Origin of the sequence: Lysinibacillus macroides (genome assembly GCF_001281525.1) — a bacterium.
In the GTDB taxonomy this organism is placed as follows: Bacteria; Bacillota; Bacilli; order Bacillales_A; family Planococcaceae; genus Lysinibacillus; species Lysinibacillus macroides.
This window is the reverse complement of sequence record NZ_LGCI01000003.1, coordinates 172,755-188,230: the sequence shown is the minus strand read 5'-3', so window position 1 is coordinate 188,230 and position 15,476 is coordinate 172,755. Positions and strand designations below refer to the sequence as shown.

Below are 15,476 nucleotides of genomic sequence, written 5' to 3'. Positions count from 1 at the left end.
TTATTCAGTATAATGATGGCTTTAAAACAAGGTTAATTGGTACTGCTGAGCAAGTTGCTGATCGAATTATTGAATTAAAGAAAATTGGTATCAATATTGTACTAACAGGCTTTTTGCATTATGAGGAGGATTTGAAGGCTTTTGGTGAAAAGGTCATTCCTTTAGTAAAAGAAAAAGAAGCCCATTTACAATTACAAAAAAATTAAGAAAAGGCAGGTGCTTATATGTCCATACAAGTAACGTTAGGTCCAATTGTCAAACCTAATAGTGAGGAATTAACAAAGCTGTTACAAGAAATTAAAGATGATGCTGCAAAACGGCGTAGGGAAAACCAAACAGCACATCCAAATCATGCGATTCAGTTAATTAAAAAGGCACGTTTAGGCGCATTACGATTACCTGAAGAACTTGGCGGAGCTGGTACAAGCATTCAAGATGTATTTGATGTCCTTATTCAGTTAGCAGCGGCAGACCCAGATGTTGCGCATAGTCTACGCTACCATTTTTATGCAGTCGAGCAGTTTTTATTAGATAAAGAGAATTTACAAAATGTGAAATGGCTTGAAACGATTGCGAAAGGCAATTTAATTGGTAATGGTTTTACAGAGCTAAATAGTACAAATGCGGGTCTTTTCCAATTTGAAACGAACCTAACAGTAGATGGTGAAGGATATCGTCTAAATGGTACAAAATATTTCAGCACAGGCACTTTATATGCAGAGTGGGTAGAAATTATGGCTTCGGATATCAACGGCAAAACGGTTCGAGTGATTTTGCCAACTGATCGAGAGGGCATTGAAGTGGTAGATGATTGGGATGGATTTGGTCAAACCTTAACGGGAAGTGGTACAACAAACTTAAATCATGTATTTGTTGAAAAATCGGAAGTTTTTATTATTCCTGATCATACAACACCATTCAATGCGCATTTACAGTTATTCTTACAGGCTGTTATTGTAGGAATTCTACATACTATTGTAGAGGATGCGGTAAATTTACTATCAACTAGAACAAGAACATTTAGTTTTGCAGCGGCAGAAAAACCAACGGAAGATCCACAGCTACTACAAGTGGTGGGCGAATTATCTAGTCGTGCCTTTGCCGCTAAAGCAATTGTATTGGCAGCAGCGAAGGAGCTAGATGAAGCTATTGAAGCGGCTGACAAGGGCATTATTTCATACAAAGCAAGCCATCAAGCATCATTGCGTGCAGCCCAGGCTAAAGTTGTTGTCGACAAGCTAGCTCTCGAGGCAGCAACACTGTTATTTGAGGTGGGAGGGGCTTCTGCTACACGCAAAACAGCCCATTTAGATCGGCATTGGCGCAATATTCGTACGATCTCTTCTCATAATCCAACCGTCTACAAGGCAAGGGCAATTGGGAATTATGAAGTAAATAAAATCGACCTACCCATTAATGAAGTATATTTCTAAAGGAGGAAAATGAATGAGTATAGTATCAGAAAAAAATCCTTATTCCAGAGAATATGTAGAGGAGATTCGTCAGCGAATTCGTCCAATTATTGAAACAGTCATTAAAGCAAATGCAGAAATTATTGATAAGGAAGCAAAATTCCCACGTGAAAACCTTCTATCTTTAGCAAAAGAAGGGTGGAATTCTGTCACAATTGATGAAAAGTGGGGTGGCTTAGGCTTAGGTTATTTAGGATTTGCCATTGCCGCAGAGGAAATTGGCAAGGTGGATGCTTCGACTGCACTCGTATATGCGATGCATGTTGGTGGTGCACAGGGCATTCATTTATATGGAAATGATGAGCAAAAGGAACGCTGGCTATTGCCGATTCGTGATGGATTAATTGGTACATTTTCGATTAGCGAAAAAGCAACACGTGGTCATGTTTGGTATAGTTTAAGCCAAGCGGAGCGTCGAGCAGAAGATTATATTATTAATGCGGAAAAATCCTTTACAACGAGTGGAGGTCAAGCCGATTTCTATTTATTACAAACAAGAACGCCAGATAGTGAGGATGTTAGTGATCTTAGCTTCTTTATTGTAGATGGTAAAAGTAAAGGTATTACAGCACAGCCCTGGAAGGCATTAGGTGTGCGTGGGAATCATAGTGGACCTATTCGTTATGATGATGTCGTTGTACCAAAGCGAGATCTTTTAGGGAAGGAGGGCTTAGGCAAGGATATTATTGCAGAGGGCATTAATCCTATTTATTTAGTAGGTTTATCTTCGGCTTGGTTAGGAGTAGCCCAGGGAGCATTAGATGCTGCGGTAAATCATGTGAAAAGTGCTGTAAACAAAGGGTTTAATAAACGGCTTGCTGATTACCAAGTATTACGAGCAAGATTAGCAGAGGTTCAAATTCAAATTACAGCTTTAAAGGCTTGGCAGTTAGATTTAGCCCGTCATCATGATGAGCTATTAGCCAAAGGTGAATCTCTCTCTTTATTAGGTAGAGAAATTGTAGAATTTAAGGTGCAAACAACGGAGCTTGCTGATTTTGCAGCTCGTGTAGCGATGGAAGTAGCTGGCGGCTATGGTTATGCAGAAGGTATTTTTGAGAGACTATATCGTGATGCACGTGCGGGTATTCCAATGGCTCCCTCCAATCATATTGGGCGCGATCAAGTCGGCAAACTGATTTTAGATTTGCCATTAGAGCTATGGGGAGAAGACAAGGACGCTTCAACAACTGCATAATTAATTAAAGATAAGCGAGGGTAGAGAGGGCAGACTATTATGAAGAAAAAGCGCATCTATTTGAATGCATTTGATATGAATTGTGTGGCGCACCAGTCACCAGGTCTGTGGAGACATCCAGATGATCAGGCATGGCGCTATAAGGATATTGAGTATTGGGTGGAGCTAGCAAAAACGTTGGAAAAAGGACGTTTTGATGGACTGTTTATTGCCGATGTAATAGGTATTTATGATGTCTATGGCAATGATAAAGAAACAACGATACGGGAGGCAACACAAGTACCAGTCAATGATCCTATTTTGCTGGTATCTGCTATGTCACATGCTACAAAGCATTTAGGATTTGGTATTACATGCTCGACAACCTTTGAGCATCCCTATCCATTTGCTCGACGTATTTCAACACTCGATCATCTGACAAAAGGCAGAGTTGCTTGGAATATCGTTACCTCCTATTTAGAAAGCGGCACTAAAAATATTGATATAGGGGATAGGTTCCAGCACCAAGAGCGTTATCATATTGCCGATGAGTACTTAGAGGTATGTTATAAGCTGTGGGAAGGAAGCTGGGAGGAACAGGCTGTCATTCGTGATAAAGAAACTGGTATATTTACAGACCCTACAAAAATTCATGAGATTCAACATAAAGGGAAGTATTTTGATGTTCCTGGTATCCATTTATGTGAGCCATCGCCACAACGAACACCAGTATTATTCCAGGCAGGAGCCTCGGAGGCTGGTAAAAAATTCGCAGCAAAGCATGCAGAATGTACATTTATTTCTGTACCATCAAAGGAGGCAAGTACGGCATATGTGAAGGACTTGCGCCAAAAAACTCGAGATGAAGGCAGAGATCCACAGAGCTTAAAGGTGTTTGCTTTATTTACACCAATTGTTGGTGAAACGGAGCAAGAAGCATGGGCTAAATATGATGAGTTAGCAAGCTATGTTAGCTTAGAAGGTGCATTAACGCTGCTAAGTGGCTGGTCAGGTGTGGATTTCTCGCAATATGATTTAGATGAGGAAATCAACTACATTGAAACAAACGCCATAAAATCCCTACTGGAAGTCTTAACAAAATTTAGTCCAAATAAAAAATGGACAGTAAGGGAATTAGCTACTTTTGCAGGTATTGGTGGTATGGGACCTGTTGTTGTAGGAACTCCTAAGCAAATTGTTGATAAATTTGAAGAATGGGTGGATGAAACTGATATTGATGGCTTTAACATAGCATATGCTATTACACCAGGGACTTTTATTGACTTTGCAGATTTGGTGACACCTGAGCTGCAACGACGTGGGCTGTTAAAAACAGCGTACGAGGAGGGCGTTTATCGTGAAAAGTTATTTGGAAAAGGTAAAGCCTATTTAGCCCAAGAGCATATAGGTGCAAATTATAGAAAAGATAGTAATAAAGCAAAAGTAATTTAATGATAGATTGAATGGCCAACTATACATAATAGAGGCACTTGTTCATAGCATTGTGAATAAGTGCTTTTTGTTTTGGAAAGGTGAGCTGTTCTCAACAATACAATTTTTGGAGGTTTTAAAATGTCAAGTACAGTCATTATTAATGGAACAAATTCAAGCTTTTCACGTGTAAACGGTGTGAAAAGTTATATTGAGCAAGCTGTGAGAGATATTAAAATAATTGATATTTATCGATTACCCGCTCAGGATTTACTTTCAGCTAATTTTAACCATGAAGAAATTATTGCAGCCAATCAATTAGTGGCAGACGCGGAGGTGGTTATTATATTAACACCTGTCTATAAGGCTGCATATTCGGGTATTTTAAAAACTTATTTAGATTTGCTGCCACAAAAGGGGTTGGAAAATAAAATTGTGATTCCGATTGCAGTTGGTGGAACATTACATCATTTATTAGCGATTGATTATGCGTTAAAACCAGTGCTTGCCTCGTTAGGTGCAACGCAGATTTTACAGGGGATTTATATTTTAGATCGATACATTAAAAAAGCAGCAACAGATTTTGTCATTGATGAGGAAGTCATCACACGCATTGACAATCAGCTAAAGTTAGCCTTAGCAAAAATAACAGTGCATTGAAAGAGGGAATGGAATGATGACAGTAATCAGTGCGATTGTGAGCGACCTCATCGACAAATTTGCAGTAACAGCGAGTGAGCGTGATAAGGAAGGTGGTACTGCTAAGGAGCAGCGAGATTTGATTCGCCGCAGTGATTTATTAGGTCTAATCACACCTAAAGAATTAGGTGGATACGGGCAAGATTGGTTAAATGTGCTGGCTATTATTAAACAAATTGCACAGGTGGATAGCTCGCTGGCTCATTTATTTGGTTATCACTTTTTATGTTTAGCGACTGTAGATCTTTATGGTACAGAGAGGCAATTTGCATATTATGCTCAGCAGACAGCCGAGAGAAATTTATTTTGGGGTAATGCATTTAATCCATTAGATCAACGTGTCACAGCTACAAAAACACAGTCTGGTTGGGAAATTAATGGTGTGAAAAGCTTTTGCTCAGGGGCCAGTGACTCAGACCTTTTATTAATTTCTGCACAAAAGAGAGATGAAGAGGGCGTTTTATTTGCTATAATACCTACTAAAAGAACAGGTATACTTGTTGAAAATGACTGGGATAGCTTTGGACAAAGGCAAACAGATAGCGGAAGTGTTCAGTTTGAGCATGTAGAAGTTTTAGCACAAGAGGTGCTTGTTGCAAATCCCACACATACTATCAGTCTTAAATCAACTATCCGTACACATATCGCACAATCCATTTTAAATCATGTCCTGTTAGGAACGGCTGAAGGAGCATTTCAGGCCGCAAAGGAATATACGAAAAACTTTACGAGACCATGGTTAACAGCAAATGTACAGGACGCTTCCGAAGACCCGTACTATGTCTACCATTATGGTGAGTTTTTTGTTAAATTACAGGCGGCTATAGCCTTGTCTAATATCGCTAATGACCACCTACAGGCTACTTGGAATGACAGACAGCAGCTCACCATCAAGCAGCGTAGTGAATGCAGTATTGCTGTGGCAACAGCGAAGGTTCAAATTGTTAAAACAGCATTAGACATTACAAATGGCATGTTTGAACTAATGGGTGCACGTGCTACATCGGCAAAGTATAATTTTGACCGTTATTGGCGTAATGTTCGAACCCATACGCTACATGATCCTATTGATTACAAAATAAGGGATATTGGACAATTTGCATTAAACGGGAAATATCCAGAAATTTCACCATATTCATAAGGAGGAAAAATAATGGAAGTATTTTGGTTTATTCCAACGAATGGCGATGTACGCTATTTAAATTCATATGAGGGGGCACGACCAGCGACCTTTGATTATACACGGCAAATCGCACAGGCAGTCGATCAGCTTGGATATACAGGTGTACTCATTCCAACAGGGAAAACTTGTGAGGAGGGCTTTGTTGTTGCGTCGAGTTTGCTTGCTGCTACTGAAAATCTAAAATTTTTGGTAGCCGTACGACCTGGCTTAATGTCCCCAAGCTTTGCAGCTAGACTGTCATCGACATTAGATCGTTTTTCAGGTGGTCGGTTGCTGATTAACGTAGTGGCTGGAGGAGACCCTGTCGAGTTAGCAGGAGAGGGCTTCTTCCTTGATCATGATGAACGCTATAAATTAACAGATGAATTTTTAACCATCTGGCGCAATTTATTCACGGAAAATACTGTTGATTTTGAGGGGGATTACTTGAAAGTAGCTGGCGGTCAATTGCCATATGAAACTATTCAGCAGCCCTATCCACCTCTGTATTTTGGGGGGTCTTCAGGTATTGCGATGCAAGTAGCTGCAAAACATATTGATGCCTATTTAACATGGGGAGAGCCACCAGTGCAGGTGGAGGAAAAAATTATTAAGATGCGCGCATTAGCGGAGGAACAAGGACGAACAATTAAATTTGGCATTCGTCTTCATCTGATTGTCCGCAGAACAGAGGAAGAAGCATGGCAGGCAGCAAATGATTTAATTCAATATGTAGATGATGAAACGATTGAGCAGGCTCAAAAAGTATTTAGTCGTATGGATTCAGAAGGGCAGCGTTTAATGACAGAGTTGCATAAAGGGGATCGGACTAAATTAGAAATTAGTCCAAATCTTTGGGCGGGTGTAGGTCTTGTTCGTACAGGAGCCGGAACTGCTTTGGTTGGTGATCCAGATACAGTTGCCGCACGTATTCAGGAATATGCCGATTTAGGAATTGAAACCTTTATTTTCTCGGGCTACCCACATTTAGAGGAAGCCTATAATGTTGCGGAATTATTATTTCCTAAACTACCAGTTCAGAAGAAAGATAACACAAATGACCGTGTGTTTTTTAGTCCGTTTGGTGGGGATATACAATCCGTTACACTGAAGTGATAGGGGTATTTTGACTAGGAAAAATAGTTTTACCGCAACAAGTTTAATAAGTGCAGATATTAAAGATAACAATTCTTATAAAAATACTTTACTTTGGTATTCAGGTTGAGTATTATAATAACTACCTACTTTAAAAGTTTGAAGTCATTTATGCTTATTTGGCAACAATCGTACGCAGGCAAAATGAACTTAACCCATATACTATACCTACTAGTCGACTAGAGGTTCCTTGTCTGTTAATTGATAAGGAACCTTTTCTGTTTACATATAAAGAATAGTAAAGGAGGAGCAGGAATGGATAAAAATATAGATATTGAGGAAATTTATCATGTACCCGATTTAAAATTTGCGAAATGGTGTGAGATGACGTTTTCGATCAATCGAGGCGTATACAATACAATTGATGAAAAGCTCTTTGATACAGGATTTCATCATATTTATGACCGTAGAAAAGCCATCGTCGTTTTTTTGAAAAAGTATGTTCAGCCCAGTAAAAGAGCTAAATTTTATAAGTTTGGTCAAGGGAATCTTGCATATGCATTACAACAATTTAGTACAGAAAGGTTTGATTCTAAAACATACTAAAATTATGAGTTTAATTAGTAATGGATAGGTATGTCAGATTTTAAGAGGAGGGAATCATATGACAGCATTGCTTCAATTGATTGAAGGAAAAGTAAGACACGGTAAGCGACTTGGCAGAACAATAGGCTTTCCAACTGCCAATATAGCGACTTCAGCCAGCTGTATTCCGACGAATGGTGTATATGGTGTAGAGGTTTATTTAAAGAATCAGTTATACAATGGTGTGATGAACATTGGTAATCGTCCAACATTTAATGATGGTAATCATCAGACAGTAGAGGTGCATATTTTAGATTTTCAGGATAGCATTTATGAAGAGCATATGAATGTTAAAATTGTATTTCCGATACGACCAGAGAAAAAATTTAAGAGCATAGAAGCGCTGATTCAGCAGCTCCAACTAGATGTACAATATGCTCGAAATCAATTTAAAAGTAAAGCATTGAGGGGTGTTTCATGATGACAAATATAAAAGCAGATGTATTCAAGGAAATTGTAGATCATTTATCGAACATTAGCTATGGAGCAATCACCATAACGATTCATAATGGCAGTATTACACAATTAGATGTAACAAAGAAGAAACGCTTTGAGCAAGAAAAACCTCAGCAGGTGCTTGCTAAACAATCAAAGAGATAGTCTTGAATGAAATAATTACTTTTAGCCTATAAGAACTCGATTGGTGAAACGTCCAATCAGTAGGAGATGAGGAAAATCTCCGCTGAATGAAGGTTCACTTTATGTACCATGCAATAGCTAATGATACACGTTCATAAAGCATTCGTTTTTACAAGTGGATAAAATTTAAGCGGCTGAGGTTTCCATTCAAACTTCAGCCGCTTACTATTTCTAAAATTCAAGGGCATTTCTAAGATTCGTAATATAGGACTGACTTACCGGTAGCTCACTACCATCAATCAATGTAACAATAAAGTTTGATGTAAGGTCACGTGCCATCTTTTTTATAAAATGAATATTAACAATATAGGATCTATGAATCCGTATAAAATAGGATGGCAATCTCGTTTGTAGTTCTTTAAGTGTAATAGTCGTTTTAAATTGTTCACCATCTACATAAAACCACGTTTTTTTCTGCAGACTTTCTATATGAGATATTTTATTGATAGCTATAGGGTTCCATTCTTCTTCTTGCTTGCCAGTTAAAAATTGAAATGGCTCTGTTTTTTTGGCGGAGAAGGCTGGAGGTAAGACAACTACCAATGCTGCTGGTTGATTTTGCACGTTAATGGGATAACCAATTCCATAATAGGGTGTATCAAATAGAGAGTTATCTAAAATGGCTTCTGTTTTTTGGCGTGTCTGTAACACCTGCCCAGCGATACTACCTGGCAATACAGGTTGTCCCACCTCTAAGCGGATATTTTGATGGCTGGAATGAAAATAAATGTACGTATTTTCAACAGCAATGGCTATGGATGCATCAGTAGGAATCCAGTCCTTCAACATCATAATATACTGTTGTGAAATATCTTTTGTGCAAGAATTTAACTTATTATTCATTGTGAATATCCCCCTTGTTTGTAAACAGTTTACCAAATTTCGTCGCCGAAAAAGCGGTTTCATCTTGAAAATCTGGCCTTTTATCAAAAAATAATGAAAATTTAAATATTCTGTTATATATTAATTTACAACAAATAAACCTGTTATGGAACAGTGAATTAAAAAGTTTTTTAACAGAGTATATTGTACACAAAGGGGAAGGTGGAATTTCAATATGTCAACTCGTCAAGAAAGAATCGAAGCTTTAGAAAAACAATGGGCTGAAAACCCACGCTGGGCTGGGATTGAACGCACATATTCAGCAGAAGAGGTTGTTAAATTACAGGGAACTGTTATAGTTGAGCAAACATTAGCACAAAAGGGCGCTACTCGACTTTGGAATTCATTACATGAAGAGCCATTTATTAATGCATTAGGAGCATTAACAGGTAACCAAGCAGTACAACAAGTAAAAGCAGGTTTAAAAGCTATCTATCTATCAGGCTGGCAAGTAGCTGCGGATGCAAACCTTTCAGGACAAATGTATCCTGACCAATCATTATATCCAGCAAACTCTGTACCAGCAGTAGTAAAACGAATTAACCAAGCACTTCAACGTGCAGATCAAATTGACCATGCTGAAGGACGTGCAGATGAATTCGACTGGTTCGCACCAATCGTAGCAGATGCAGAGGCAGGCTTTGGTGGTCCACTAAACGTATTCGAGCTTGTAAAAGGCATGATTGAAGCTGGAGCAGCTGGCGTTCACTTAGAGGACCAATTAGCTTCTGAAAAGAAATGTGGTCACTTAGGAGGAAAAGTTTTACTGCCAACACAAAATGCTGTGCGTAATCTAGTAGCTGCTCGTTTAGCAACAGATGTTATGGGCGTAGATACAATTTTAATCGCTCGTACAGATGCTGACGCTGCAGATATGGTTACATCAGATATTGACCCACGCGATGCAGAGTTTATTACTGGCGAACGTACACCAGAAGGTTTCTTCCGTACAAACCCAGGTATTAAACAAGCGATTGCTCGTGGTTTAGCTTACGCGCCATATGCAGATTTAATTTGGTGTGAAACATCTAAGCCATCACTTGAGGAAGCTCGTGAATTTGCTGCAGCTATTCATGCACAGTTCCCAGGTAAAATGCTTGCATACAACTGCTCACCTTCATTCAACTGGAAAGCAAACCTTTCAGAAGAGGAAATTGCAGAGTATCAACGCGAGCTTGGTAAACTAGGTTACAAATTCCAATTTGTTACATTAGCAGGCTTCCATGCGTTAAATCACTCTATGTTTGAACTTGCACATGATTATAAAGATAATGGTATGGCTGCATACTCTAAACTACAGCAAGCTGAGTTTGCTTCTGAATCAAAAGGCTATACAGCTACACGTCACCAACGTGAAGTAGGTACTGGATACTTTGATGAAATTTCTCAAGTAATCTCTGGCGGTACTTCTTCTACAACGGCAATGGCTGGTTCTACTGAAACAGAACAATTTGTCTAAGCTTTCGTAAATTACATGTATTCCTAAATTCATAATCATAGAGCAGTCACCTCTGCTTCTCCTAAAGCAGAGGTGACAAAATTGCAAACGTAAAGGTAAAAGAGCTATTAGAGGCTCGTCAAAATAAAGGGATGCTGCGACAGCAGAAATTCCTCATTCGACATCCAACAGGTATTTTAGAGGATGGTCGCGATATTACATTAGTAATGGTGCTAAAAATCTTGGAGGAAGAACTTGTGAAAATTAAAGAGGCTGTTGGGGAACAAGCCTATAACGATGGTCGCTATGAAGAAGCTGCTGAATTGTTTAAATCTTTAATTGAACAAGATGAATTTACGGAATTCTTGACACTTCCAGGGTATAAAAAATTAGCGTAAACGATAAATCTACTATCTTAATCAAACTTTCCTAAAATGAACGATACACAAGTACAGTTCAACCTACTTCACTTTATCTAAAGAAATGAGCATGCGTTATAAAAGGGGTCTATTTATAAAAAGTAAAGAGATTTAAAAAGGGGGAAGATGTCTTACGAGCTTAGATGGGGAGCTTGTAAGGCATCTTTTTTTGTACAATAATCTGCGGGACGATGTGTCGATGCAGATTTTTTATTTTGCAGAAGAAAATTTTCTAAAATATCCTTCACATAATTATTTTTCAATGACCTTTATATTTGTTATACTATATATATAACAAATGTGGAGCTGATAACAATGTTTATTCAAATAGAGCCAAATTCTGCTATACCTATCTATGAACAGGTGACACGCCAAATTATTGAAGGGATTGCAAGAGGTGATATGCAGCCAGGGGATACATTGCCATCTGTGCGGAGCTTAGCTGCTGATTTAGGGGTAAATATGCATACGGTCAATAAAAGCTATCATGAATTAGAGGCAAAAGGTATTATTAGCATACGAGCTAAGTCAGGGGCAGTTATATGCTCCACAGAGGAGAGAGCTTTAACGCCTGAACAACTGCGACAAATCGAAAAGAATTTAAAGCCTGTTGTGGCAGAAGGTATGGTGCTCGGCGCAACAGCGGAACAGATTGAGCACATGATGAAAAAGGTATTTGCCGATTTACAAATACCAGTAGAGGGAGTGTAGCAAAATGGTACTTGGTGTTTTTAGTACAATCTACATCATAACATTAATTTTGCAAATCATTGTGCCCTTTATTGTCCGGGAAACGATTGTTTTTGGTGTGACAGTGCCAGAGCAAAATATTAAACATCCCACTTTAGCTAAGATGAAAAAGCGTTATGCTCAAATTGTAGGAAGTGTAGGTTTTGTGTTGTTCATTTTCATGGTTGTGAGCTATAAAATACTAGTTCCATCTGAATCCATGCAAAGTATTGTTCTAGCTGGCTGTTTATTCGGTATGTTAACAGTAAGTATGTTGCTGTACTGGATGAATCATCAAAAGGTATCTGCGCTAAAAAAGCAGGAACAGTGGGGACTGCATATTAAACAAGTGCGTGCAGTTGACTTAACAGCACGTAGTCGTGATGAAATGCTACCTTGGTCATTTTTTGCTGTACCTCTAGCCATCTCTCTATTTTTAATGATGTATACAATGTTGCATTACGACCAAATGCCGGCAAATATAGCAGTACATTGGGGACCAAGTGGGGAAGCGGATGCATGGCAAGATAAAACATATTTCACAGCTATGTCATTGCCGATACTTATGCTGCTCATGCAATGTATGATGTGGGGAATTACAGATTCTATTAAACGATCTGCCATTAAGCTAGCAGTTAATCGCAAGGAGGAATCATTGGAAGATCAGCTTAAGACACGGAAATATATAAGTTGGAATCTTCTATTGGTAAGCTATGCTTTAACAATTTTACTGACGGTGCTGCAGTTAAGCAATATCTATCCTTCTGTTATTGTAGGTTATAAACTTTTACCATTGTTTATTTTATTTTTAGTGGTTGTGCTTGGATCACTAATCGTGTATGCAATGAAAAAACATAAGCATAAAGTACACTATAAGGAAAATATTGATTCACATGTAATGGATGTCGATGAAGACCGCTATTGGAAGGGTGGTTTAATTTATATGAATCGACATGATCCATCAGTTTTTGTCGAGAAGCGCTTTGGTGTCGGCTGGACAATGAACCTTGCCAACCCTAGAGGTTATATTGTGATCGGCTTGCCATTTATCTTATTACTGTTGATTTCCATTTTTTCATTATAAAATAATTATAACTACTAATAAAAATTCGTTCCAAGTGAGCGGATTTTTTGTTTTGATTGAACGGAGGCAGGCTAATGAAAATACTTGTTGTTGATGATGATGCACATATTTTACAGTTAGTAACGATTTATTTAACAAAAGAAGGCTATCAGGTGCTTTGTGCGAAAAATGCACAGCAGGCGTTAGTACTAGTGGAAGGAAATCTGCCTGATCTCGCTGTAGTCGATGTGATGATGCCAGGGATGGATGGTTTTACATTAACAGAGATATTAACGAAGGAATATGATATTTCCGTTTTATTATTAACAGCAAAGAGTGAGTTAGCTGATAAGGAACGGGGCTTTTTAGCAGGCTCAGATGATTATGTTGTCAAGCCCTTTGAACCGAAGGAATTACTGTTTCGTATAGCAGCTATATTGCGCAGATTGGACAAGAAAAATCAAGTAACCCTTCAGGTAGGTAAGCTTATCATTGATCGTCGAAGCTTTGAGGTCGTTATAGGGGAAGAGACGCTTCTATTACCTTTAAAGGAATTTGAATTACTGGCATTACTAGCATCACGGCCTAGTCAGGTGTTTACGCGTAGCTATATTATGGAACAAATATGGGGCTATGATTATGATGGAGATGAACAAACGTTGACTACTCATATTAAGCGCATTCGTGAACGATTAAATCGTTATCAGACAGCTGTTATCATTACAACAGTGCGAGGCGTCGGTTATAAGTTAGAGGAAATCATATGAAAACACTCTACGGTAAATTTGTTATTATAACGATGCTTGTGATGGTGGGGAGTATGTGTATTGGCTTTTTTGCGACAAATACTTATTATCATCAAGTAGTAAAAGCTGAAAACGATGCGAAAAATGTGAAAATTGCGCAGAGTATTGCCAACTATATTGAAATGGCTAAACCACTGGATTTAGATAATTATTTAGCAACACTTGGTGATATTGGCTATCAAATTTATGTAACAACTGGTGAGGAAGAGCGTTTTTTTGGTGGGCAATATCGCGAGCAAGCCTTGCCGTTATGGGTTGTTGAGCATGTATTAGGTGGGGAAATCTATCATGGTATGCGGGACTTTCCGAAAGCAACCTTTGTCACAGGCTTTTTTGCGAACGAGCTAATTAATACAATCGGTGTACCCTTTCGCTATAATGAGCAATCCTATGCGCTGTTTGTCCGACCAGATATTCGGCTATTATTTTCGGAAGTGCATACAATACTTGCTGGATTAGTTTTAGTGATGACAATATTGAGCTTGCTTGCCATGCTATTATTTGCCAAGGCATTGATTCGGCCAATTACAAAGCTAACAGCAGCAACGCACCAGCTTGCACATGAAAAATTTGATACGCCATTGGACATTGAGCGAGCAGATGAAATAGGCCAATTAGCAAAGAGCTTTACCATTATGACTGAAAAATTACAGGAAAATAACCGTATACGAAAGGAATTTATTAGTAATGTATCGCATGATTTTCAGTCCCCTTTACTTAACATTCAAGGCTATGTTGAGCTTCTTAAAAATCCTTTACTAACAGAGAAGGAACGGCAAGAATATGCAACAATTATTGAGCTTGAAACAAAACGTTTATCTACATTAACAAAGCAATTATTATTACTAACCTCACTCGATCAATCAACAAGAATGATCAAACGAAAGCCCTATCGATTAGATGAACAGCTAAAGGAAGCAATAAGAAAATATCGTTGGCAGATTGAAGAGGCACAGCTCCAACTCACTTACAAGATGGAGCAAATAACATATGTGGGAGATGCAGAGCTGCTCCAAAATGTATGGGATAATTTGCTGACAAATGCTATTAAATATAATAAAGTGCATGGACAAATATATATAAATTTGCAGGAGAAGGCAAACTCTATTAATATTCTTATCGAGGATAGCGGTATAGGAATGACACCGGAGCAACTGTTAAAAGTATATGAACGTTTTTACCGTGCAGATACCTCTAGGACGAAGCAGGGAACAGGGCTAGGATTATCTATTGTCCGGGAAATTATTGAGCTGCATGAGGGCACGATACGGATGGTAAGTACTATAAATGCTGGCACAAAGATTTATATTCAGTTCCCAAAACTGTTATAAGAAGTTCATATAAAGTTTATGTTCCCACGATAAATTGCTAATTAAGTGACAAAAGCTTAGGAGGATTTATCTTATGGAACAAAAATGGGGTATACGTCTTATTCGATTAGCAGCAATTTTTGCTTTGATTGGAACGTATTTAGGTACACATATGTCAGGCTCAGGTAGTTATGAATATCGGCCAATCCATGCGCATATTTTACTTGTTGGATGGCTGACTATGTTTGCATGGGGCATTTTTTATCGTGTTTTCCAAGTAAAATCACAAAAATTAGTAACCATTCATGGCTGGACAGCGATTCTCGGTGTTTTTGGTTTAACATTAGGCATGTGGTTCTATCACATCAATCCGTTTCATTTAGGTGATACCTTTACATTGGTATTCTTTATTATAGGTGGTACTACATTGTTAATTAGCTTTGCTTTATTTATTGTTGTTACATTTATGGTTCGAAAATAATGAAAACGCCCATATCACTTTATTGTGA

At 38.4% G+C, this 15,476-nt stretch carries 17 protein-coding genes and 1 pseudogene; 17 read left to right on the top strand and 1 reads right to left on the bottom strand.

The features are described from left to right. The 10 genes and pseudogenes from ADM90_RS02930 to ADM90_RS02885 form a co-directional block, all read left to right on the top strand. Positions 1–206 (top strand): annotated as a pseudogene (locus ADM90_RS02930) (dimethylsulfone monooxygenase SfnG); the annotation flags it as partial. Positions 207–224: 18 nt separating this feature from the next. Beyond that, positions 225–1,433, top strand: a complete 1,209-nt coding sequence (locus ADM90_RS02925; RefSeq protein WP_053993571.1) for an acyl-CoA dehydrogenase family protein — start codon at positions 225–227, stop codon at positions 1,431–1,433. Between the two features lie 13 nt (positions 1,434–1,446). Further along, a complete protein-coding gene (locus tag ADM90_RS02920) occupies positions 1,447–2,670 on the top strand; it encodes an acyl-CoA dehydrogenase family protein (protein ID WP_053993570.1) in 1,224 nt (407 codons plus the stop codon). A 39-nt stretch (positions 2,671–2,709) separates the two neighbouring features. Continuing rightward, positions 2,710–4,101 (top strand): LLM class flavin-dependent oxidoreductase, encoded by a 1,392-nt coding sequence (locus tag ADM90_RS02915; RefSeq protein WP_053993569.1) that lies wholly within the window; start codon positions 2,710–2,712, stop codon positions 4,099–4,101. A 120-nt stretch (positions 4,102–4,221) separates the two neighbouring features. Continuing rightward, complete coding sequence (ssuE, locus tag ADM90_RS02910; protein WP_053993568.1) at positions 4,222–4,740, top strand: NADPH-dependent FMN reductase; 519 nt, start codon at positions 4,222–4,224, stop codon at positions 4,738–4,740. 13 nt (positions 4,741–4,753) lie between these two features. After that, positions 4,754–5,920 carry an acyl-CoA dehydrogenase family protein gene (locus tag ADM90_RS02905; RefSeq protein WP_053993567.1) on the top strand — a complete coding sequence of 389 codons (1,167 nt, stop codon included), beginning with the start codon at positions 4,754–4,756 and terminating at the stop codon, positions 5,918–5,920. 12 nt (positions 5,921–5,932) lie between these two features. Further along, positions 5,933–7,057, top strand: coding sequence for an FMNH2-dependent alkanesulfonate monooxygenase (ssuD, locus tag ADM90_RS02900; RefSeq protein WP_053993566.1), 1,125 nt, complete (start codon positions 5,933–5,935; stop codon positions 7,055–7,057). Between the two features lie 294 nt (positions 7,058–7,351). Next, positions 7,352–7,642, top strand: coding sequence for a hypothetical protein (locus ADM90_RS02895; RefSeq protein ID WP_053993565.1), 291 nt, complete (start codon positions 7,352–7,354; stop codon positions 7,640–7,642). 58 nt (positions 7,643–7,700) lie between these two features. Further along, the gene (locus ADM90_RS02890) at positions 7,701–8,102 is read left to right on the top strand and encodes a riboflavin kinase (RefSeq protein ID WP_053993564.1); all 402 of its coding nucleotides are present in this window, start codon (positions 7,701–7,703) and stop codon (positions 8,100–8,102) included. Further along, a complete protein-coding gene (locus ADM90_RS02885) occupies positions 8,102–8,281 on the top strand; it encodes a YezD family protein (RefSeq protein WP_053993563.1) in 180 nt (59 codons plus the stop codon). Before ADM90_RS02890 ends, ADM90_RS02885 begins: the two co-directional genes overlap by 1 nt. Positions 8,282–8,491: 210 nt before the next feature. Here ADM90_RS02885 and ADM90_RS02880 read toward each other — a convergent pair whose 3' ends face one another. Further along, positions 8,492–9,163, bottom strand: coding sequence for a LytTR family DNA-binding domain-containing protein (locus ADM90_RS02880; protein ID WP_053993562.1), 672 nt, complete (start codon positions 9,161–9,163; stop codon positions 8,492–8,494). Between the two features lie 214 nt (positions 9,164–9,377). Between ADM90_RS02880 and aceA the strand changes: the two genes are divergently transcribed. The 7 genes from aceA (at position 9,378) to ADM90_RS02845 (ending at position 15,448) form a co-directional block, all read left to right on the top strand. Continuing rightward, the gene (gene aceA, locus ADM90_RS02875) at positions 9,378–10,661 is read left to right on the top strand and encodes an isocitrate lyase (protein ID WP_053993561.1); all 1,284 of its coding nucleotides are present in this window, start codon (positions 9,378–9,380) and stop codon (positions 10,659–10,661) included. Positions 10,662–10,792: 131 nt separating this feature from the next. Beyond that, positions 10,793–11,038: a hypothetical protein gene (locus tag ADM90_RS02870; protein WP_053993560.1), complete on the top strand. Its 246-nt coding sequence runs from the start codon at positions 10,793–10,795 to the stop codon at positions 11,036–11,038. A gap of 336 nt (positions 11,039–11,374) precedes the next feature. Continuing rightward, complete coding sequence (locus tag ADM90_RS02865) at positions 11,375–11,770, top strand: GntR family transcriptional regulator (protein ID WP_053993559.1); 396 nt, start codon at positions 11,375–11,377, stop codon at positions 11,768–11,770. A 4-nt stretch (positions 11,771–11,774) separates the two neighbouring features. After that, a complete protein-coding gene (locus ADM90_RS02860) occupies positions 11,775–12,872 on the top strand; it encodes a DUF1648 domain-containing protein (RefSeq protein WP_053993558.1) in 1,098 nt (365 codons plus the stop codon). A 74-nt stretch (positions 12,873–12,946) separates the two neighbouring features. After that, positions 12,947–13,618: a response regulator transcription factor gene (locus tag ADM90_RS02855; RefSeq protein WP_053993557.1), complete on the top strand. Its 672-nt coding sequence runs from the start codon at positions 12,947–12,949 to the stop codon at positions 13,616–13,618. Then, positions 13,615–14,988, top strand: a complete 1,374-nt coding sequence (locus tag ADM90_RS02850) for a HAMP domain-containing sensor histidine kinase (protein ID WP_053993556.1) — start codon at positions 13,615–13,617, stop codon at positions 14,986–14,988. Before ADM90_RS02855 ends, ADM90_RS02850 begins: the two co-directional genes overlap by 4 nt. A gap of 73 nt (positions 14,989–15,061) precedes the next feature. Beyond that, positions 15,062–15,448, top strand: a complete 387-nt coding sequence (locus tag ADM90_RS02845; RefSeq protein ID WP_053993555.1) for a hypothetical protein — start codon at positions 15,062–15,064, stop codon at positions 15,446–15,448. Positions 15,449–15,476: the final 28 nt, after the last annotated feature.